The following is a 20754-nucleotide window of genomic DNA, read 5'->3' as shown; positions in this document are numbered from 1 at the left end:
CCCTGCTGGTTCACTTCGCCGCGCTCGTTCCAGAGGGGCGAGGGGGCCTCAACGTGTCACCGCCACGGGGGTTTGCCCAGCGCGGATACCGGCCATCACGGCCGCGTCCCGGGCATGCCGCCGAGCCCCACCGGCCGCTTGGGAACAGCGGCTCCGGCGGCACGAGGGGAGCGCCGCACGCCGGAAAATCGGCTGCGGGGGACGGACTCGGCCACCCACACTGTTCGCACCGGACGTCGCACACCTGCGCGCCCCACTCGAACACTCTCAAGGAGCTCCTGCGTGCAGGCAGCCGTCACCGTCACTCCCGCCCGCATCCCGGAACTGCTGCTCGGTCTCGCGACGGTGCGGCCGGTCTTCATCTGGGGCGCCCCCGGCATCGGAAAGTCCTCCCTGGTACGGGAGTTCGCCGAGTCGCTGGGCCTGGAGTGTGTGAGCCTGCTCGGTACCCAGCTCGCCCCCGAGGACCTCATCGGCGCGTCCGGCGCGCAGGCAGGCGGCCACCCCCGACATCCCGCGCGCGGGCCGCTACTTCCCGCCCGAGGAGATCGCCCGCTGCACCTTCGGCGTCGTCCTCGACACCTCCGCCTCCATGGACCGCACTCTGCTCGGCAAGGCGCTGGGCGCCATCGCCTCCTACGCCGAGGCCCGTGACGTACCGGCCGCCCGCGTCGTCTTCTGCGACGCCGCCCCGCACGACGCGGGCTATCTCCCGGTCACGGAGATCGCCGGCCGCCTCCGGGTGCACGGCCGCGGCGGTACGGTCCTGCAGCCCGGCATCGACCTGCTGCACCGCGCCGCCGACTTCCCGCCCGGCGCGCCCGTCCTGGTGATCACGGACGGTTACTGCGATGTACTGCGGGTGCGGCGCGAGCACGCGTACCTGATCCCGCAGTCCGCACGGCTGCCGTTCACTCCTCGTGGGCCGGTCTTTCACGTGCGTTGAGCCCAGATGTGATCCGATGGTGGGTACGGACCCCGAAAACGGGATCACACCCGAAAGGACTCATCGTGGCAACCACGCGCACCGCACACACCGTGTGGGAAGGCAACCTGCTCGAGGGCAACGGCGTCGTCACCTTCGACTCCTCCGGCATCGGCCAGCAGCCGGTGACGTGGGCGTCGCGGGCCCAGGACGCGAACGGCAGGACCAGCCCCGAGGAGCTGATCGCCGCCGCCCACTCCAGCTGCTTCTCCATGGCGCTGTCGCACGCCCTCGCGGGCGCCGGCACGCCGCCCAGCAAGCTGGTCACCAACGCCGACGTCACCTTCCAGCCCGGCGAGGGCATCACCGGCATTCACCTCACCGTCGAGGGCACGGTGCCGGGCCTCGACAACGACGGCTTCGTCGCGGCGGCCGAGGACGCCAAGAAGAACTGCCCGGTCAGCCAGGCGCTGACCGGCACGACGATCACGCTGTCGGCCAAGCTGGCCTGACGCGCATGTGTACGGCGATGCCGCGTCCCGATACCAGGGCGCGGCATCGGTGTTTTCGGGGTACGCGGCATTGACAAGAGCCCACTCAAGTTTTGTGCTGGATACGGGCAGAGCGCAGGCGGAAGGGGACGGACATGGCACGTGCGGTCGGGATCGATCTCGGTACGACGAACTCGGTGGTGGCTGTCCTGGAGGGCGGCGACCCCACCGTCGTCGCCAATGCCGAGGGTGCGCGCACCACGCCCTCCGTGGTGGCCTTCGCCAAGAACGGCGAGGTCCTCGTCGGCGAGGTCGCCAAGCGGCAGGCGGTGACGAACGTGGAGCGCACGGCGCGCTCGGTGAAGCGCCACATGGGCGACGCGAGCTGGCGCTTCCCCGAGACGGGCGACATCGACGGCACCCGCTATCGCGCGCAGGAGCTGTCCGCACGCGTGCTGCAGAAGCTGAAGCGGGACGCCGAGGCGTATCTCGGCGAGGACGTCACGGATGCCGTGATCACGGTGCCCGCCTACTTCGACGACGCCCAGCGCCAGGCCACCAAGGAGGCCGGCGAGATCGCGGGCCTGAAGGTCCTGCGGATCATCAACGAGCCGACGGCCGCCGCCCTCGCCTACGGGCTCGACCGCGGCGAGGAGCAGACCGTCCTCGTCTTCGACCTCGGCGGCGGCACCTTCGACGTCTCGCTCCTGGAGATCGGCGACGGCGTCATCGAGGTCAAGGCCACCAACGGCGACACCCGGCTGGGCGGCGACGACTGGGACCAGCGGGTCGTCGAGCATCTCGCCCAGCGCTTCAAGGCCTCGTACGGCATCGATCTCGGTCACGACAAGATGGCGCTGCAGCGGCTGCGCGAGGGGGCGGAGAAGGCCAAGATCGAGCTGTCCAGCTCCTCCGAGACCACCATCAACCTGCCGTACATCACCGCCACCGCCGAAGGCCCGCTGCATCTCGACGAGAAGCTGACGCGCGCTCAGTTCCAGGAGCTGACCGCCGACTTGCTCGACCGCTGCAGGACCCCCTTCCACCAGGCGGTCAAGGACGCCGGTGTGAAGCTGTCCGCCGTCGACCACGTCATCCTGGTCGGCGGCTCCACCCGGATGCCCGCCGTCACCGACCTCGTGAAGGAACTGACCGGCAAGGACCCGCACAAGGGCGTCAACCCGGACGAGGTCGTGGCCGTCGGCGCGGCGCTCCAGGCGGGTGTCATCCGCGGCGACGTCAAGGACGTCCTCCTCCTCGACGTCACTCCGCTGTCCCTGGGCATCGAGACCAAGGGTGGCATCATGACGAAGCTCATCGAGCGCAACACCACGATTCCGACCCGGCGTTCGGAGATCTTCACCACGGCCGCGGACAATCAGCCGTCCGTGGGCATCCAGGTCTACCAGGGCGAACGGGAGATCGCCGCGTACAACAAGAAGCTCGGCGTCTTCGACCTCACCGGGCTGCCGCCCGCGCCGCGCGGGGTCCCGCAGGTCGAGGTCGCGTTCGACATCGACGCCAACGGCATCATGCACGTCTCCGCGAAGGACCTCGCCACCGGGCGCGAGCAGAAGATGACCGTCACCGGCGGCTCCGCGCTGCCCAAGGACGACATCGACCGCATGATGCGCGAGGCCGAGCAGTACGCCGAGGAGGACCGGGCGCGCCGCGAGGCCGCCGAGACCCGCAATCAGGGTGAGCAACTCGTCTATCAGACCGAGAAGTTCGTCCGCGACAACGGCGAACGCATCCCCGCAGACACGAAGACGGAGGTCGAGTCGGCGGCCACCGACCTGAAGCGGCTCCTGGAGGACTCCGCCACCGACACGGCCGCTCTGCGCACCGCCATCGAGAAGCTGGCCACCGTCAGCCAGCAGATGGGCCAGGCCATGTACGCCCAGGCCCAGCAGCAGACACCCCCGCAGGACCAGCCGCCCACCGAGCAGACCCCGAGCGACGAGGAGGGCGTGGTGGACGCGGAGATCGTCGACGAGGACAGGGACTCCAAGGGCGGCGCCGCCTAGACGCCCGACAGTAGGCGCGGCTTCACGGCCTTGTCGTGGCTCCAGCGGTCCCGGTCCCGGTGGAAGGAGTCCGCCTCGCGGCCGCCGTTCAGCCGGACATTGTGCGGGTCGGGCGTCGCCGTGCCGGGCCGGAAGTACCTCCCGGCACGCGGCAGCGCGGCGCCCGGTTCCGCGGGCGGTACCCGCGCGTCGGTCACGGCGCGCTTCCATGCTCGCCCCCGGCTCGAAACCAGGGGCGAGCGATGTGACGCACCCGCTCACGGCACCCGTATGGGTCAGAGCTTGCGCGCGACCCCCGCGTACACCGGGACGACGCCCTCCGCCTGCGCCGCCAGGTCCTCTTCCTCCGGCCGCCACTCGGAGACCGCGACCACGCCGGGGTCGAGAAGCTCCAGGCCGTCGAAGAACCGCGAGAACTCGGCATGCGTGCGCGGAAAGAAGGGCGTGCCGCTCTGGCGGAAGAGACCGGCGGCCTTCGCGACGCCCTCGGGACTGATGTCGGAGGTGACCTGAGAAAGCACCACGTGGCTGCCGGGGACGAGCGCCTCGACGTACCGCTCCAGCAGGTCGTACGCGCTGTCGTCGAGATAGTGCGTGAGCGCGACCAGGGACAGGGCGACCGGCTGCCCGAAGTCCAGGGACTCGCCTGCCAGGCGCAGGATGGTGGCGGGTTCACGGACGTCGGCGTGCACGTAGTTCGTGGTGCCCTCGGCGGAGCCGTGCAGCAGCGCCTCCGCATGGCGCAGCACGATCGGGTCGTTGTCCGCGTACACGACCTTGGACTCGGGCGCGACCCCCTGGGCCACCTGGTGCAGATTGGGCTGGGTGGGGATGCCCGTGCCGATGTCCAGGAACTGGCGTATCCCGGACTCGGCGGCGGCGCGGGTCGCCCGGTGCATGAACCTGCGGTTCGCGCGCGCGCCGCGCACCGCCGTGCCGTCCGCCGCGAGGATCTTGCGGGCCAGCTCCTCGTCCACCGGGTAGTTGTCCTTGCCGCCCAGCCACCAGTCGTAGACGCGGGCGGGATGCGGCCGACTGGTGTCGACGCGGGTGGGCGCGGCTTCACTTCCGGTCATGCGGATGCTCCTCCAAGTTGGGTCGGGTCTCAGAAGCTCTCGCGGAACTCCTGGAGGATCGTTTTGGTGCGCTGGGCGGAGGCCGCGTGGGCCGCCATGTGGTCCAGGACCTCCAGGTGCAGCGCCACCTCGGCGCGCGCGTCGAGATAGAGGGCACCGGTCACGTACTCGCTGTAGACGATGTCCGGCAGTTCCGGCTCCGCGAAGCGGAACAGCGCGAAGGACGTGTACGTCCCCGGGTGCGGGCCGCTCGCGAACTCGGCGACCTGGAGCGTGATGTGATCGTTGTCCATCCATTGGAGGAGCCGGTCGATCTGGTCGCGCATGACCTCGCCGTGGATGCTCACGGGGCGCAACAGCGCCGTCTCGTCCATGATCACCCACAGATGCGGAGGGTTCTCGCGAGTGAGCAGCTTCTGCCGGTTCATACGCAGCGCGACATGCCGCTCGATCGCCTCGGGGCCCGTCTGCCCGACCGTCCCGGCCTCGAGGACGGCACGCGCGTACTCCTCCGTCTGAAGCAGCCCGGGCACGAAGTGCGGCTCGTAGGAGCGGATCATCCGGGCGGCGCACTCGAGGCTGACGTGCAGGCTGAACCACTCCGGCAGCACATCGTGGAACCGCTGCCACCAGCCCGGCTGGTTCGCCTCCTCGGCCAGCGCCACGAACGAGGCCACCTCGTCGTCGGCGACACCGTACGTCGTCAGCAGCACCTGCACATACGGGATCTTGAGGGAGACCTCGGCCATCTCCATCCGCCGCACGGTCGCCGGAGCGACCCGCAGCACATGGGCCGCCTCCTCGCGCCGCAGCCCCGCGGCCTCCCGCAACTCCTGCAGCCGCCGCCCGAGCACCACCTGCCCCACGGTGGGCGCAGCCCGCCGCTCACTCACGCCACGCCTCCCCACGCGCCGAAGCCCCCGAGCAGTGTGTCATGTCCCCTCGCGGCCCTCACCGGATCGCGCGGGTTGCTCTCCACGGGGTCAGTACGGTCAAGGCACCAGCGACTGAAGGTACTTGCCCGTCGCCGGGTCCGCCGGGAGGAACGTCTCGATGGCCAGCTCGGCGACCGTCACGTCCATCGGGGTGTTGAAGGTCGAGATGGACGAGATGAACGACAGGAGCCGGCCCTCGTGCTCGATCTGCATCGGCAGCGCGAAGTAGGGGGCGGGGGCGAGGTGTTCGCCGTCCTCGGCTCGTTCCGGGTCCGGATCCGGAACCGGGTATGCCGCCACCTCCTCGTACAGCGCGCGCAGCGGCTCCGAGCGGTGCAGGGCGATCTGACGGTCCATCTGGGCGAGCAGGTGGTCGCGCCACTCACGGTGGTTGCGGATCCGTGGGGCCAGGCCCTGCGGGTGCAGGGTGAGCCGCATGGCGTTCAGCGGCGGCGTGAGCAGGGACTCCAGGACGCCTTCCAGGAGCATGGCGATGCCCCGGTTCGCGGCGAGGACGTGGTACGTGGCGTCGACCACCAGTGCCGGGTACGGCTCGTAGCCCTGGATCAGCCGCTCCATGCCCTCACGCAGGGCGTCCATCGACGGGTCGCCGAGCGGTGTCTCCGGGTAGTGCGGCGCGTAACCGGCTGCCAGGAGAAGCGCGTTGCGTTCCCTTACGGGCACGTCGAGGTGCTCGGCGAGGCGCAGCACCATCTCCTCGCTGGGGCGGGAGCGGCCCGTCTCGATGAAGCTGATGTGACGGGCCGAGGAGCCCGCCCGCAGCGCCAGCTCCAACTGGCTGACCCGCCGCTGCTCACGCCAGCCGCGCAGCAGGGGGCCGATGCCCTTGCCGTCGGGGGCAGTTGGTGGCACGGCGGCTCCGGACGCGACAATGGCCATACGGGGACCGTAGTCGAGGAGTCGTGAGTGAACGAGTCGGGGAATGTGTCCTGGGAGGCCGAGGCGGTCTACCGGGCGCGGGTGCGGGGCTGTCTGCTGGGCGGGGCGGTCGGGGACGCCCTCGGCTACTCCGTCGAGTTCGCGTCGCTGGAGCGGATCCGCGCCGCGCACGGGCCGAAGGGCGTGACCGGGCTCGTACCCGACGGCGACGGGGTCCTGGGCCGTGTCAGCGATGACACACAGATGACACTCTTCACGGTGGAGGGGCTGCAGCTGGCGCACGCGCGTGCCCGGCTCAAGGGTATCGGCGGTGCGTCGACCGCTCTGGTCCGGCAGGCGTACGAGCGGTGGCTGGAGACGCAGAACAAGGCCCAGCCCGACAGTGCCGTGACAGGCGGACTGGCCGCGCAGTCCTGGCTGTACGCCCGCCGCGCCCCCGGCAACGCCTGTCTGTCCGGGCTCGCGCAGCACCACGTCCCCGACCCCCGGGAGGAGCTCGGTCCGCCCGGGCCCGTCAACCCGGAGTCCAAGGGCTGCGGCACGGTGATGCGCTCGGCACCGTTCGGACTCATGGTGCGTACGCCGGCCCGGCACGCGTTCGAGTTGGCCGCCCGGTGCGCCCAGATCACCCACGGCCACCCCACGGGGTACTACGCCGCCGGGGCCCTGGCCGCGATCGTCAGCCATCTGGTCGCGGGGGACTCGCTGGAGGGCGCCGTCCTGCGCACGCTGCGGCTGCTCGCCCGCCATCCCGGCCACGAGGAGACCACGGCAGCTCTGAACCATGCCCTCGATCTGGCCGCCGATGGCGCTCCGACCGCGGAGAAGGTCGAGTCCCTCGGCGCCGGCTGGATCGCCGAGGAGGCCCTGGCCATCGGCGTCTACTGCGCCCTCACCAGCCCCAAGGTCACCGATGCCTTCCTCCTGTCCGTCAACCATTCCGGCGACAGCGACTCCACCGGCTCCATCTGCGGCAACCTCCTCGGTGCCCGGCACGGCGACCACGGGCTCCCCCAGGAGTGGCTGGAGCGGATCGAGGGGCGCGCGCAGATCGCCGCACTCGCGGACGACTTCGCGGCGGAGTGCGTACGGCGGTGAGCGACTCGGCGCCGTGCGCACAGCGCCGGGTCGGGGGACTGTGGCAGGCTGAGGAACAGCCTCACCCGCACCCCCCGCCGTACGAAAGGAGCGAGGTCATGGCCGTCGAACCGCTGTCGCAGAAGGAGATCGAGGAGCGGCTCGCGGAGCTGCCGGGCTGGTCGGTGGACGGAGACCGGCTCACGCGTTCCTACCGGCTCGGCTCGCACTTCGCGGCGACCGCGATGGTCGTGCACATCGCCCAGACGCAGGAGGAACTCGACCACCACTCCGACCTCACCCTGGGCTACAACACCGTCACCCTCACGGTGAACACCCACAGCGTCGGCGGTGCCGTCACGGCTCTCGACTTCGAGCTCGCCCGCCGGGTGGAGGAACTCGCTCCAGGGCATGGGGCAAGCTGACCCACGTGCTGGACTACGACAGGGAAGCCGACGAGTACGACACCACCCGGGGCGGTGAGCGCCGGGCCGCGGCGGCTGCGGAGGCCGTACTCGGGCTGGTGCCCGAGGGCGCGCGGGGCCTGCTCGACGTCGCCTGCGGCACCGGTATCGTGACGCGGCGTCTGGCCGCCGGCCGGCCGGGGCTGCGGGTGACGGGGGCGGACGCCGCGCACGGCATGGCCCGGATGGCGGCGGCACGCCTCCCGGGTGTCGTCGTCCTCGCCGACTCCCGACAGCTCCCGTTCGCCGACGGCTCGTTCGATGCCGTATCCGTCATCTGGCTGCTGCATCTGCTGGACGACGCGGCGCCCGTCGTCGCCGAGGCCGCGCGCGTCCTGCGCCCCGGCGGCGTCCTCGTCACCACCGTCGACAAGGCCGCCGGTCATCACGTGGACAGCGACATCGACGAACTCGCCGAGCCCTACCGCAAGCAGCGCGCCACCGACGAGGCCGCGCTCGTCACGGCGTACGCCGCCGGACACGGCCTGCTCCCGGGCGGGACGGCCCGCTTCCGGGGCCACGGCCAGGGACGGATCCCGCGCCGCCTGGCCCGCTACGTCCGGGACGGCGAGATCTACCCGGCCGGCGGCACCGCGCTCGCCGAGCGCATCGAGGCGCTGCCCGACCCCGAAGTCCCCCGGGCGGACCCCGAGTTCACGCTGCGAGCGTTCAGGAAGCCGAAGCCCTCCGAGTGAACTCCATGACCCAGTTGGTCACCCACGTCTTCTCCCCGTCCACAGAGAAGGCCTGTTCCCAGCGGGCCGTGGTCCGAGAGATCCCCGACCACAGGAACCGCACCCGCACGTCCTTCCCGTCATGCGTGTCGTCCCCGTAGAACTCACCGCGCTCGTCCGTGAATTGACCGGTCACCGGCGGGAACAGCCTGCCGCCGCGACTGGAGGACCAGTTCAGCGACCACTCGCGGGCCGAAGGGTCGTACAGCCGCAGGGTAAGACCCTTCCAGCCCTGGCCCGGCACATCGATCTCGTCGATGTTCGCCGCCCCGTCGAACAGGCTCCAGCAGCGGTTCGTGGCAGGGAACTCCTCCCAGCCGCTCTCGGCGTCGAGGAAGTCGGCGCGGCGGCGGTTGAGGACGTCCCACTCGCCGTGGAAGAAGTCGAAGTCGTGCGCGGTGCTCATGGGCGGTCTCCAGTCGTGCCCTCGGGGAGGGAATCGGTCAGGTAGGCGTCGAGGTCGGGGGCGTCGGGCGCGAGCATGTGCCGCACCCAGGCATCGCGTTCGTGCAGGATCGGGGGCAGCTCCCAGACACAGCCGATCCACGGCAGGTCCGGCCTGATGAAGTGGGTGGGGTCGTGGTCCGGGCAGCCGAGCACCGGCTGGCCCGCCGACGCTCCCCGGAAGTGGAGCACGTTGTCCCACACCCAGCTGTAGGCGTTGAGGTACGCGCCGTCGTCACCGCCCCGGTGCAGCACGACGAAGGTCGCGGGCGGGGTGCCGTCCGGCTCAGGGAGCAGCTCCGGCAGCATCGCGTACGCCGCCTTCTCCACCTCCGGTGCGATGCCCGCCGGGTCCGCGGTGACGTGGTAGCGCTTGATCCGCCGCCCGCCCACCTCGATGGGTGGCGGCACGGTCAGGAGTTTCTCCGTGAAGGCCATGAGGGCAAGCTAGGCCCGCTTCACTGACACCTTCTGTCAGTGAAGTCTGAGATTCTGGCGAGGTGAAATCAGCCCGGCTCGTCTCGATCCTCCTGCTCCTGCAGACTCGCGGCCGCATGACCGCCGCCCAGCTCGCCGAGGAGCTGGAGGTGTCGGTGCGCACGGTGTACCGGGACATCGAGTCGCTGCACGCGGCGGGCGTCCCGCTGTACGGCGACGCCGGTCACGCGGGCGGCTACCGGCTCCTCGACGGCTACCGCACCCGCCTCACCGGCCTGACCACCGACGAGGCCGAGGCCCTGTTCCTCGCGGGCGCCCCCGGCCCCGCCGCCGAGCTGGGCCTCGGCTCGGTCCTCGCCGCCGCCCAGCTGAAGGTGCGCGCCGCCCTGCCCCAGGAGCTGCGCGGGCACGCCGACCGGATCAGCGGCCGCTTCCACCTGGACGCCCCCGGCTGGTACGCGGACGCCGAGGAGACCCCGTACCTGCCCGCCGTCGCCGACGCCGTCTGGAACAGCCGCGTCCTGCACCTCCTGTACCGCCGCTGGCGCGAGCCCACCGACGTGCGGCGCCGGCTGGAGCCGTACGGCCTGGTCCTCAAGGCGGGCCGCTGGTACGTCGTCGCGGGGCCCGGACCGCGTACGTTCCGCGTCGACCAGATCCTCGAACTGGAGGCATATGACGAGGAGTTCGCTCGCCCCGAGGACTTCGACCTCGCCGCGTACTGGACCGCGTACCAGCGGGACTTCCACGACCGGCTGCGGCGGGCGGAGGCGGTGGTCCGGCTCGCGCGGGGAGCCCGCCTCAGCGGATCCGCGGGCCGCGCGGTGGCCGTCAACGGCCGGACAGATGCCGATGGTTGGACGCGCGCCACCGTCCCCATCGAGTCCGTCGACCAGGCCCACGACGACTTCCTGCGCCTCGGTACGGCGATCGAGGTGCTGGAGCCTGTAGAGCTGCGGGAACGCATCGCCGCGACCGTCACCGCGCTGGCCCGCAGATACGCGTAGAGAGCGCTTGTCGAAAGGCGATAACTCTTGAAGGGCAGGTCCGCCTTCTGCCAGCTGGCGTCCCGGTCGGAGGAACGGAGGACGGCGCCGTTCGCCGGGTCCCAGCTGTTCGTGTACGTGCCCACCGCCGCGTACACCTTGTTCGGCTCGACGGAGTCCGAGGCGAGGCTCACGACACCGGTGTGGCCCCACTCGCTCCAGCCGACGGAGTCCAGCAGCGGCGTCCAGGTCTTGCTCGGCTCCACCCAGCGGTAGGCGTGCCGATGTCGGTGCGGGCTTAGGCGAGATTCTTCTCGGAGCGGTTGAAGACGATGCCGGGGACGAAGCCGCCGCCGTCGATCCTGGCGTTCTACCAGGTGTACGTGTCGGCGGCGAGGGTGACCTTGGGGGTGCTCGCCGCCAGTGCGGGCGGGGTGCCGGCCAGTAATACGGCGGCGAGGGCGAGTACGGCCGTGAGGATGCGGGTTCTTCGCACGGTGGGGTCCTTCCTTGGGGAGGAGGGCGCGACGGCCGGGCGGCCCCCGAGTGCGGAGGGGACCGCCCGGCGCGGTACGCGGAGCTCGGGCCCTGCTGCAGGACCCTGCGGGGACTATTCGAGGAGCTCCGCGTACGAACCCATGGCGAGGGCTATGTCCGCCTGGGCCCAGAACCGGTGGTACGTGAAGGAGGGCGCGGCCCCGCCCGCCAGATAACTCGCGATCTTCGACCAGGCCGGGTCGTTCTTGTAGAAGGATCTGAGCGAGGCGAAGGTCGAGGAGGAGTTGACCGTGTCACCGTTCGGCATCTTGCCGCTCCAGCCGCTCGGGACGTACACCGTGTCGTCGAAGCGGTTGTAGTCGGCGCGGGTCTCCGGGACGGCGATGCCCAGGCTGTCCTGGTAGTTGCTCCACATGCCGTCCAGCAGCGCCTTCGCCGTCGTCTTCGCCTGCGCGTTGCCGGACTTGGCGGCGTAGTACGACAGGGTCTTGGCGTACGCGGCCGCCACGCCCACGTCGTTCGTGTAGTCGGCGACGGTGACGTGAAGTCCACTGTTGGCGCCGGGACTTGACGCGTTCCAGGTGTCCGGGGCGCCGGACCACTGGAGCGTGGAGGGGATCTGGTAGGTGCCGTCCGGGTTGATCGTGGTCTTGGACAGCGCCCAGGCCACCCACTTGTCGAGGATCGCCTTCGCGCTCGCGTTCCCCGTCTGCTGGTAGTACTCGGCGACCCGTTCCATGGACCACGCCTGGAAGCCGAACCACTGGTTGGACGGCGGGTCGTGGTACACCGGCTGCTGGTCGTAGTACATGCCGTAGAAGGTCGGCGTACCGGTGGGCGGCGTCGCGTAACGGCCCGCCCAGCTGTTGGTCGCACCGCCCGCGATGGCGCCCTCGTTCGACTGCAGCCAGCGGTAGAACTCCAGCTGCCGGGTGAGGGAGGTGCCCCAATCCGTCGCTCCCGTCGCCGACTTGGGCTTCAGGTCGGCGGTCGAGCTGAGCGCGTACGCCGCCAGCGGGTTCTGGTAGCCGCCGTGGACGTGGCTGGAGCCGATGCGCCAGGCCCAGCCCGCCGAGGTGTCGTTGGCGCCGCCCCAGGCGTAGTACCAGGACAGCAGATAGCTGGAGGCGTCCTTGCCGGTGCCGGCCGCGCAGGTCGACGGGCCGACACAGTTGCCTATTTTCTTGAAGTACTTGTCGTACATGGCGTAGCGCAGATAGTCGCCCATCTTCGCCGCCTTGCCGACGGTCGTCGACACGTCACCGCTCTTGCCCTGCGCCTTGGCCCAGATGTCGGCCCAGTACGCGGCCTGCACAGCCCGCGCGTCGGCGTCGGGCGCGTCGGTGTACTTCCACTGCTTGGCGTACGAGGAGTCTCCGGTGAAGAGGTCCAAGTAGCCGTTCGTGCCGCCGTACTTGAAGGCGTCGCAGGTCGGCTGCGGCACCGTCTCCCACACCGACTCCTGCGCGCCGCGCTGGAAGGTGTTGATGTACGACGGGCCGGTGGCGGTCGGCCCCGCCTCGCACTTGCCCGGCTCATTGCCGTAGCCGTAGGTGTTGTCCACGTCCTGCAGCCAGTGCATGCCGTACACGTCGTCCGTGCCGTACGCGCTCTTCAGCTCACTCGCGATCGGGTCCGAGCCGACCGGGACGGAGGTGTCGAGCTTCGCCGGGTACTCGTTCGGCGTGTCCAGCTCGGGCGCGTAGGTGGCCGGCTTCGAGGCGTTGTAGAAGGAGTTCGTCGGCTGGTCGGCATGGGTGGGGATCATGTACGTCTCCATGGTCGTCCACGCGGCGTTGAACTTGGACCAGTCGCCGGTGACCTTCCCGTACATGGCCTGCAGCCAGATCAGATAGCTGTACGCCTCCGACGTCGTCTCATGACCCTGGTCCGGCGCCTCGACGATCAGGGTCTCCACCGAGTGGTAGGGGATGCCCTCGGGAGAGAAGTAGCCGTTCGCGGGGTTGGTGATCTTGCCGTAGAGGTCCAGGAAACGGGCGTCGTACGCCTTGGACGCGGCCAGCTCCGTCACGGTGACCGTGGCCTTGGCGTGGCCGCTCGCGGATGCCGTGAAGGTGGCGGCTCCCGTCCCCGAGTCATCGGCGGTGACGGTCACCGTCTGCGCCGTGTTCCAGTTCGACGGCGTGAAGGTGAGACTCGAACCGCCGGTGACGGACAGGCCCGTGTTGCCGTCCGTGCGGGCGATGCTCACCGCCACATTCGCCGAGGGCTGTGTCGACAGCTTCACGCCGAAGATGCCCGTCTTGCCCTGCTGGACGCCGAGTTGGGTCGGCGAGGCGACCACGGCGGGACCCGAGGCGATCGTGATGCCGACAGGTGTGGACTCCGCCGACGCGCCCAGGCTGTCGTATGCCTTGGCGAGCAGCGAATGACTGCCCACCGTCAAACCGGAGGCGGACAGCGTGTAGGGGGAGCTCGTGTCGGTGCCCAGTAGCGTGGTGTCGTCGTAGAACTCGACCTTGCTGATGGTCGCGCTGTCGGCGGCCGCCGCGGTCGCGGCCAGCGGGACCGCGTCGCCCTGGGTGTAGACGGCGCCCGCGGCGGGGCTGGTCAGCACGGTGATCGGCGGCTGGTGCGCGCCGGCGCAGGTAGTGCCGTTGACGGCGAAGGACGCGGGGGCCGTGTTGGTGCCGCTGTAGGTGAACTGCGCGCCGGCGGTGACGGCGGCCCCTGCGGCGATCGTTCCGTTCCAGGACGCGTTCTTCGAGGTGACCGTCTTGCCGGACTGGGACCAGGTGCCGTTCCAGCCGTTGGTGAGGGTCTGGTTGCCGGTGTAGTCGTACGTCAGGGTCCAGCCGTTGATGGCGTCCGTTCCCCGGTTGGTGATCGTCAGGTCCGCGGTGAAGCCGGAGCCCCAGTCGTTGGTCTTGTAGTCCACACTGCACTGAACTGCGGCCGCGTGGGCGGCAGTTGTGCCTGTCGCCAAGGTCGTGAGCGGGAGTGCGAGGGCCGCCACGACAGCGGTCCACAGCCGCCGCGTGGTGCGGCGGCGTCTCCATCCGGAGCTGGGATGCATGTGCTGGTTCCTCCTTGCGGCTCGGAGAATGGGGGGAGGAGCAACAAGCCTTGAACCAGTGGGAGCGCTCCCATAGTGGAGAGGAGGCTGTGAGGGGTCAAGGTGCTTGAAGAGTCGAAATGATTCGATTGATCAACTGTGTAACATCTCTGTCCATTGCTGACACTTGGCGCTAACTTCTTCCGCACCAGTGGGAGCGATTCCATCAGTCGACGCGTCCGTCACGACGCGCCCGAGCTGCAAGGAGTCGCTCATGCGACACCCCCCGCGTTTACGCCTTTTAGTGGTCGGCGCCGCGGTCGCCCTCGTGGGCACCGCGATCGCGCCGGTCGTCACGGCCTCGGGAGCAACCCCCGCGTGCACGGTGGAGTACTCGGTCACCAGCCAGTGGGACACCGGCTTCCAGGGTGCTGTGAAAATCACCAACAACATGGCTGCCGTGAGCAGTTGGAGTCTCACCTTCGACTTCGCCGGCAGCCAGAAGGTCAACCAGGGCTGGAACGCCAAGTGGTCCCAGTCCGGCAAGACGGTGACCGCGTCCAACGAGAGCTGGAACGGCTCGCTGGGCACCGGCGCGAGCGCCGGCGCCGGGTTCCTCGCCTCGTGGTCGGGGAGCAACACGGCGCCGACGGCCTTCAAGCTCAATGGCACGGCGTGCAACGTGGACGGCGATCCGACGCCCACGCCCACCCCGACCGAGCCGCCGGCGACCGGTGAGGCACCGAAGCTGCACGTCTCGGGAAACAAGCTGGTGGACTCCACCGGAGCCACCCGCAGGATGCTCGGAGTCAACCGCTCCGGCGGCGAGTTCATGTGCGTCCAGGGCTACGGCGTCTTCGACGGTCCGGTCGACGACGCCGCCGTCAAGGCGATCGCCGACTGGAAGGCCAACACGGTCCGCATTCCGCTGAACGAGGAGTGCTGGCTGGGCCTGTCCAACATCAAGCCCGAGTACGCCGGCGCCCACTACATCGCGGCGGTCAAGGACTTGGTCGCCAAGGTCGAGGCGCACGGCATGACGCCGCTGGTCGAACTGCACTGGACGTACGGCCAGTACACCGGCAACTCCGCGGGCTGCTCCGATGTGCACGCCACCTGCCAGAAGCCGATGCCGGACGCCCAGTACACCCCGTCCTTCTGGTCCTCGGTCGCCAGCACCTTCAAGGACGACCCGGCCGTGGCGTTCGACCTGTTCAACGAGCCCTATCCGGACCGCGCCACCTCCACGACCACCCAGGCGTGGCAGTGCTGGCGGGACGGCGGCACCTGCCCCGGCATCTCCTACGAGGTCGCCGGAATGCAGGACCTGGTCGACGCGGTACGCGGCACCGGCGCCAAGAACCTGATCCTGGCCGGCGGGCTCGCGTACTCCAACGACCTCAGCCAGTGGCTGACGTACAAGCCCAGTGACCCCACGGGCAATCTCGTCGCCGCGTACCACGTCTACAACTTCAACACCTGCGCCAGTGAGAGCTGCTGGAACTCGACGCTCGCCCCGGTGGCCGCCCAAGTCCCGCTCGTGGCGGGGGAGATCGGCGAGAACACCTGCTCCCACTCCTTCGTCGACACCGTCATGAAGTGGTTCGACGACCGGGGGCTCTCCTACCTCGGATGGACCTGGAACACCTGGGACTGTTCCTCAGGCCCGTCCCTGATCTCCGACTACGACGGAACTCCCACGTCGTACGGCATCGGGCTGCGCGACCACCTGCGCGCCCTCAACGGATAGGACACCCGCACATGAGCCGTATCAGAACAGCACTGCTCGCGGCGCTCGCCCTGATCGCCGCCGGTTCGGGCACCGCCGCGGCCGTCCCCGCCGACGTCGGACTCGCCGCCATCCCCTGCACCGTCGACTACAAGGTGCAAAACCAGTGGGACACCGGCTTCACCGCCGCTGTCACGGTCACCAACAACAGTGCCGCCAAGTCCTCCTGGGCGGTGAAGTGGTCGTACGCAGGAAACCAGAAGGTGACCAGCGGTTGGAACGCCAAGATCAGCCAGAGCGGCGCGGCCGTCACCGCCGCCAATGAGAGCTACAACGGCACGCTCGCGACCGGAGGTTCCGTCAGCTTCGGCTTCAACGCCTCCTACAGCGGCACCAACGCTCTTCCGACCACGTTCACGCTCGACGGCGTGACCTGCAACGTCGACGACGGAAGCAGTGGCGGAGGCGGGGGAGGCGGCGGCACCGATCCGTCCGGCAAGGTCGACAACCCGTACGCCGGCGCCAAGGTGTACGTGAACCCCGAGTGGTCCGCGAAGGCCGCCGCTGAGACCGGGGGCAGCCGGATCTCCAGCCAGCCCACCGGTGTCTGGCTCGACCGGATCGCCGCGATCAGCGGCGCGAGTGGCAGCATGGGTCTGCGCGCCCACCTCGACGCGGCGCTCGCCCAGAAGGGCAGCGGCGAAGAGGTCGTCCAGCTCGTCGTATACGACCTGCCCGGACGTGACTGCGCGGCCCTGGCGTCCAACGGTGAACTGGGCGCGACCGAGATCGACAAGTACAAGACTCAGTTCATCGATCCGATCGCCGCGATCCTCGCCGACTCCAAGTACGCCGCGCTGCGGATCGTCACGACCATCGAGATCGACTCGCTGCCGAACCTCGTCACCAACACCGGCAGCCGCGCCACCGCCACGCCCGCGTGCGACACGATGCTCGCCAACGGCAACTACGTGAAGGGCGTCGGCTACGCCCTGGCCAAGCTCGGCGCGATCCCGAACGTCTACAACTACCTCGACGCCGGCCACCACGGCTGGCTCGGCTGGGACGACAACTTCGCCCCCGCCGCCAATGTGTTCAAGCAGGCGGCCACGGCCGAGGGCGCGACGGTCGACGACGTGCAGGGCTTCATCACCAACACGGCGAACTACAGTGCGCTCAAGGAGAACAACTTCACCATCAACGACACCGTGAACGGCACCTCCGTGCGCCAGTCCAAGTGGGTCGACTGGAACCGTTACGTCGACGAGTTGTCCTTCGCCCAGGCCTTCCGTACCCAGCTCGTCTCGGTCGGCTTCAACTCCGGTATCGGCATGCTGATCGACACCTCCAGGAACGGCTGGGGCGGCGCCGCACGGCCCACCGGCCCCGGCGCGACGACCAACGTCGACACCTATGTCGACGGCGGCCGCTACGACCGCCGTATCCACGTCGGCAACTGGTGCAACCAGTCCGGCGCCGGTCTCGGCGAGCGCCCGCAGGCCGCACCGGCGACCGGCATCGACGCCTATGTGTGGATGAAGCCTCCGGGTGAGTCCGACGGCTCCAGCTCGGCGATCGCCAACGACGAGGGCAAGGGCTTCGACCGGATGTGCGACCCGACGTACACCGGCAACGCCCGCAATGGGAACAACCTGTCGGGTGCCCTGCCCAACGCCCCACTGTCGGGGCACTGGTTCTCGGCGCAGTTCCAGGAGCTCATGAAGAACGCGTACCCGGCGCTGTAAACCGGGCGACCGGATGATCCGCCGGGGTCAGGCACCTTGCGCCAGGCCCCGGCGGATCGCGAACTCCACCGCCGAGTAGTTCCCGTCGGCCCGCTCCAGTTCGTAGGGCACCGTCCCGTACAGCGGCGGCTGCGCCATGAAGCGCGGTCTGCTCCCGTGGTGCGGCTGTGCCGCGTGCACCAGGAAGGGATGACACAGGTATACGTCGCCGGGGCGGCCGGTGGCATACGCGCCGGGGCGGTGCGCGGACGCCTCGACCAGCCGCGGGGCGATGTCCAGGCCCGACACGCCCTCCTCGCCGTACGGCTCCAGGATCGGCGGCACGTCCAGGTGGGAGCCCACCCGGATGCGGGTCGGGGCGTCCTGTTCGCCGACCTCGCTGAAGAGGAAGAGCATCAGCAGCGCGCGGCCCTTCGACCGCAGATTCGTGTAGTACCAGGTGGCGCCGTCCGGCAGATAGCTCCCCTCGATGTGCCAGCCCGCGTCGTCCGGCTCCTCCTCGTGCGGGAAGCGCAGCGGAAGGGTGCCCAGCGAGTAGCGGGGCTCCCAGCGGCCCTCGCCGACCAGCAGGTCGAACGCCTCATGCAGAACGGGGGAGTTGGCCGCCGCGGCGAACGGGCCCTGAGCCATCCCGGGAATCCGCACCACGGGCTCCGCCCAGGTGCCGGGGTCGGCCGGGTCGTACCCCGTCTCCTGCCAGAGCAGCCGGGCGCAGTCCTGGCCGACCCGCGGCGGGAAGGCGCCCTCGATCCTCACGAAACCGTCCTCGAGGAAGCGCTCCACCATGACGTCGTCCATGGGGCCATGCTCGGGGAGGCGTCCGCGCGGGCGCATCCGGTTTTTCCTCCTACCGAGCCGTAGGACGCGCCCGGTTTGCTGTTTGCGCAACTTGACTGGCCGTTTCCGGGAGTGACGGCGCACGCTGTCCTCATCCCGAAGGAGAGGCTTGTCACCATGGCACACCGCCACGATCACACACAGATCGACTTCACCGAGATGCTCCCTCTGCTGGAGCAGGAGGCCGAGCTGTTCACCCCGATGTACCGCCAGGCGGCGGCCTGGCTGCACAAGGGACAGCCGGAACCCGGGCTGATCGTGGACGCGGGCAGCGGCCCCGGCGTCATCTCCTGCCTCCTCGCCGATACGTTCCCGGCGGCGCGGGTGGTCGCCGTGGACGGCGCGGAACCTCTCCTCCAGGAGGCGCGCGCCCGCGCCGGCCGGCTCGGCTTCGGTGATCGCTTCAGCACGCTGGAGGCCGAACTCGCCGACGGCCTTGGCGACTTGGAGTTCCCCGCCGACCTGCTGTGGGCCAGCAAGTCGCTGCACCACGTCGGCGATCAGCGCGCCGCGCTCGACGGCTTCGCGCGGGGCCTGGCACCCGGCGGCACCCTCGCCCTCCTGGAGGGCGGCCTTCCCACCAGGTACCTCCCGCGCGACCTCGGCATCGGCCGCCCCGGCCTGCAGTCCCGACTGGACGCGGCCCATGAGGAATGGTTCACCGAGATGCGGGCCGCGCTGCCCGGTTCCGTCGCGGAGACCGAGGACTGGCCCGGTCTGCTCGCCGCGGCGGGCCTGCGGCACACCGGCACCCGCACCTTCCTGCTCGACCTCCCCGCGCCGCTGTCGGACGAGGCCCGCGCCTACGTCATCGCCCTGTTCCAGCGCCGCCGCGAGTCCGTCGCGGACGTCCTCGACGCGACCGACCTCTCGACCCTCGACCGACTCCTCGACCCGGACGACAAGGCGGGCCTGCACCACCGCCCGGATGTCTTCCTGCTGTCGGCGCAGACGGTCTTCACGGCGACCAAGCCCGCGGGCGCGTAGGGGCGGGGGTCTGGCGTGCATGCCGCACGCCCCCCTACGCCGCCCTTGACTTCGACAGCGCTCCAAGTGCCGAACTCCCCATGTTCACCGCACACTTACGGGGGCAGAACGACCGACTCTCCAGCCGCACTCATCACCGGAGGCGGAAGCGGTTTCGGCGCCTCGGTCGCCCGGCGGCTGCTCGACGCCGGGCACCGGGTGACCGTCACCGGCAGGGCGAGCAGCGACTGCGCGGATTCGCCGAACAACTCGGTTGCCCCGAAGGGCTGTTGACGGTTGCGGGCAACGCGGCAGAGTACGACCACGTCCAGGCGGCGGTCGAGGCGACGCTCCAGGAGTTCGGGCTGCTCGACACCGTCGTCGCCAACGCCGGGTCCGCCCCCCACGACACCGTCGCGGGGGGCGACCCAACGCCGGGTCCACCCATGACACCGTGACGGAGGGCGACCCGGCGGGACCGAGTACGGCGTCGGCGTGACCCTGATCTCGCCCGGCCGCGTGGAGACCCCGTTCCGGGACAGCTACGGCAGCCCCGCCGGGCCATCCGCTGAGCGCGGACCAGCTCGCCGAGGCAATCGTCTGGGCGATCGGGCAGCCGAGCGGCGTCGATGTTAACACCGGGTCGTACGCCCGATCGGCCAGCCCGTCTGACCCGGTCCTCAGTTGTTCTGCAGGAACTGCTTCGCCAGCGAGTCGCCGAGCGACACGGCCGCGCTGTGGCTCTGGATGGGCGACACCTGCGAGTTCTTGAACAGGATGTAGGTGACACCGGAGTCCGCGCCGCCGGTCTCGGGGTTCGGGTCGATGCCGAGGGCCTGGGCGGTGGCGTACGACGCCTCGCCGATGATCTCCGTGGGTCCGGTGTCACCGACGACCGCGTACTCGACCTTGCCGTTGTAGATGACCGCGACCACGCCGCCGCCCTTGATCCCGTAACTCGTGTACTTCCAGATGCTGCTGGTGCTGGGCACGACGACGTACGGCAGGGAGTCAGCGCGCAGCGGCTTGCCGTCGGACTGGTGGAAGGCGGTGTCGTCCTGGAACCAGGGGTCGGTGTCGCCGTTGCACTTGCTGGTGACCTGGCCGTCGCAGTCGACGTCCATGTCGGCCTTCCAGAACACCGCGCCGTTCTTGCCGCAGACGGGGACGGTGGCCGAGGTCTCCTCATCGGTCCTGTACTTGCCGTTCGAAATCTGCGAACAGGATGTCACCTTGGCGAGCAGGTCGGCCGCGCTGACCGAACCCTCCTGCGTCGAACGAGGGACGGCGGTGCCGGAGGCGTTGGCGGGGAGTGCGGCGGTGGCGAGGAGTGCGGCGCCCGCGGCGGCGGCGAGGGTCAGTGTTCGAGTGCGCACTGTGGGGGAACCCTTCTGTTAGGAAACTTTCCTTACCAGGTTGCCGTACAAGGTGGACCCGCTTGCATGACCGCGTCAAGCCCCTCAGCC

At 69.8% G+C, this 20754-nt stretch carries 19 protein-coding genes and 3 pseudogenes; 12 read left to right on the top strand and 10 right to left on the bottom strand.

Annotated features, from left to right (window positions below; all coding sequences use genetic code 11):
• Positions 1 to 282: 282 nt before the first annotated feature.
• The 4 genes and pseudogenes from AB0D27_RS24240 to dnaK form a co-directional block, all read left to right on the top strand.
• A pseudogene (locus AB0D27_RS24240) lies at positions 283 to 556 on the top strand (AAA family ATPase); the annotation flags it as partial.
• Positions 557 to 592: 36 nt separating this feature from the next.
• Positions 593 to 946, top strand: coding sequence for a hypothetical protein (locus AB0D27_RS24235; protein WP_362512381.1), 354 nt, complete (start codon positions 593 to 595; stop codon positions 944 to 946).
• Positions 947 to 1011: 65 nt separating this feature from the next.
• Complete coding sequence (locus AB0D27_RS24230) at positions 1012 to 1437, top strand: OsmC family protein (protein WP_362512346.1); 426 nt, start codon at positions 1012 to 1014, stop codon at positions 1435 to 1437.
• 134 nt (positions 1438 to 1571) lie between these two features.
• Entirely contained in the window at positions 1572 to 3443 is a 1872-nt protein-coding gene (gene dnaK / locus AB0D27_RS24225; RefSeq protein ID WP_362512344.1) for a molecular chaperone DnaK, read from the top strand.
• Here the strand turns inward: dnaK and AB0D27_RS24220 are convergent.
• The 4 genes from AB0D27_RS24220 to AB0D27_RS24205 form a co-directional block, all read right to left on the bottom strand.
• Entirely contained in the window at positions 3440 to 3640 is a 201-nt protein-coding gene (locus AB0D27_RS24220) for a hypothetical protein (RefSeq protein WP_362512342.1), read from the bottom strand. The two genes, dnaK and AB0D27_RS24220, sit on opposite strands and share 4 nt — an antisense overlap.
• A 78-nt stretch (positions 3641 to 3718) precedes the next feature.
• Complete coding sequence (locus tag AB0D27_RS24215; protein WP_362512340.1) at positions 3719 to 4519, bottom strand: SAM-dependent methyltransferase; 801 nt, start codon at positions 4517 to 4519, stop codon at positions 3719 to 3721.
• 29 nt (positions 4520 to 4548) lie between these two features.
• Positions 4549 to 5412 (bottom strand): helix-turn-helix transcriptional regulator, encoded by an 864-nt coding sequence (locus tag AB0D27_RS24210; RefSeq protein WP_362512337.1) that lies wholly within the window; start codon positions 5410 to 5412, stop codon positions 4549 to 4551.
• 99 nt (positions 5413 to 5511) lie between these two features.
• Positions 5512 to 6354: a helix-turn-helix transcriptional regulator gene (locus tag AB0D27_RS24205; RefSeq protein ID WP_362512335.1), complete on the bottom strand. Its 843-nt coding sequence runs from the start codon at positions 6352 to 6354 to the stop codon at positions 5512 to 5514.
• Between the two features lie 27 nt (positions 6355 to 6381).
• Here AB0D27_RS24205 and AB0D27_RS24200 point away from each other — a divergent pair, with 27 nt between their 5' ends.
• The 3 genes from AB0D27_RS24200 (at position 6382) to AB0D27_RS24190 (ending at position 8590) form a co-directional block, all read left to right on the top strand.
• Entirely contained in the window at positions 6382 to 7452 is a 1071-nt protein-coding gene (locus AB0D27_RS24200) for an ADP-ribosylglycohydrolase family protein (protein ID WP_362512332.1), read from the top strand.
• A 98-nt stretch (positions 7453 to 7550) separates the two neighbouring features.
• Positions 7551 to 7856 carry a 4a-hydroxytetrahydrobiopterin dehydratase gene (locus AB0D27_RS24195; protein WP_362512330.1) on the top strand — a complete coding sequence of 102 codons (306 nt, stop codon included), beginning with the start codon at positions 7551 to 7553 and terminating at the stop codon, positions 7854 to 7856.
• Between the two features lie 5 nt (positions 7857 to 7861).
• Positions 7862 to 8590 (top strand): class I SAM-dependent methyltransferase, encoded by a 729-nt coding sequence (locus AB0D27_RS24190; RefSeq protein WP_362512328.1) that lies wholly within the window; start codon positions 7862 to 7864, stop codon positions 8588 to 8590.
• Here the strand turns inward: AB0D27_RS24190 and AB0D27_RS24185 are convergent.
• Positions 8565 to 9035: a hypothetical protein gene (locus AB0D27_RS24185; RefSeq protein ID WP_362512325.1), complete on the bottom strand. Its 471-nt coding sequence runs from the start codon at positions 9033 to 9035 to the stop codon at positions 8565 to 8567. The genes AB0D27_RS24190 and AB0D27_RS24185 overlap by 26 nt on opposite strands.
• Positions 9032 to 9511, bottom strand: coding sequence for a hypothetical protein (locus AB0D27_RS24180; RefSeq protein ID WP_362512322.1), 480 nt, complete (start codon positions 9509 to 9511; stop codon positions 9032 to 9034). The genes AB0D27_RS24185 and AB0D27_RS24180 overlap by 4 nt, the downstream gene beginning before the upstream one ends.
• 62 nt (positions 9512 to 9573) lie before the next feature.
• Between AB0D27_RS24180 and AB0D27_RS24175 the strand changes: the two genes are divergently transcribed.
• Entirely contained in the window at positions 9574 to 10518 is a 945-nt protein-coding gene (locus AB0D27_RS24175) for a YafY family protein (protein WP_362512315.1), read from the top strand.
• Between the two features lie 26 nt (positions 10519 to 10544).
• On the opposite strand, the pseudogene AB0D27_RS24170 reads toward AB0D27_RS24175, so the two are convergent.
• Positions 10545 to 10993: pseudogene (locus tag AB0D27_RS24170) on the bottom strand (xyloglucanase); the annotation flags it as partial.
• Positions 10994 to 11107: 114 nt separating this feature from the next.
• Positions 11108 to 14032 (bottom strand): glycoside hydrolase family 48 protein, encoded by a 2925-nt coding sequence (locus AB0D27_RS24165; RefSeq protein ID WP_362512313.1) that lies wholly within the window; start codon positions 14030 to 14032, stop codon positions 11108 to 11110.
• A gap of 253 nt (positions 14033 to 14285) precedes the next feature.
• Here AB0D27_RS24165 and AB0D27_RS24160 point away from each other — a divergent pair, with 253 nt between their 5' ends.
• On the top strand, positions 14286 to 15761 hold the full coding sequence (locus tag AB0D27_RS24160) for a cellulase family glycosylhydrolase (RefSeq protein WP_362512310.1): 1476 nt from the start codon (positions 14286 to 14288) through the stop codon (positions 15759 to 15761).
• Positions 15762 to 15772: 11 nt separating this feature from the next.
• Positions 15773 to 17485 (top strand): glycoside hydrolase family 6 protein, encoded by a 1713-nt coding sequence (locus AB0D27_RS24155; protein ID WP_362512307.1) that lies wholly within the window; start codon positions 15773 to 15775, stop codon positions 17483 to 17485.
• A gap of 27 nt (positions 17486 to 17512) precedes the next feature.
• Here the strand turns inward: AB0D27_RS24155 and AB0D27_RS24150 are convergent, their stop codons facing one another.
• Positions 17513 to 18283, bottom strand: coding sequence for a phytanoyl-CoA dioxygenase family protein (locus tag AB0D27_RS24150; RefSeq protein ID WP_362512305.1), 771 nt, complete (start codon positions 18281 to 18283; stop codon positions 17513 to 17515).
• Between the two features lie 156 nt (positions 18284 to 18439).
• Here AB0D27_RS24150 and AB0D27_RS24145 point away from each other — a divergent pair, with 156 nt between their 5' ends.
• Positions 18440 to 19309: a class I SAM-dependent methyltransferase gene (locus AB0D27_RS24145; RefSeq protein ID WP_362512302.1), complete on the top strand. Its 870-nt coding sequence runs from the start codon at positions 18440 to 18442 to the stop codon at positions 19307 to 19309.
• A 66-nt stretch (positions 19310 to 19375) separates the two neighbouring features.
• Positions 19376 to 19960 (top strand): annotated as a pseudogene (locus AB0D27_RS24140) (SDR family NAD(P)-dependent oxidoreductase).
• Positions 19961 to 19968: 8 nt separating this feature from the next.
• Here the strand turns inward: AB0D27_RS24140 and AB0D27_RS24135 are convergent.
• Positions 19969 to 20664: a glycoside hydrolase family 75 protein gene (locus tag AB0D27_RS24135; RefSeq protein WP_362512299.1), complete on the bottom strand. Its 696-nt coding sequence runs from the start codon at positions 20662 to 20664 to the stop codon at positions 19969 to 19971.
• Between the last annotated feature and the right edge of the window lie 90 nt (positions 20665 to 20754).

Origin of the sequence: Streptomyces sp. NPDC048415 (genome assembly GCF_040651675.1) — a bacterium.
Classification (GTDB): Bacteria; Actinomycetota; Actinomycetes; order Streptomycetales; family Streptomycetaceae; genus Streptomyces.
This window is presented reverse-complemented; position numbering and strand designations above follow the sequence as displayed.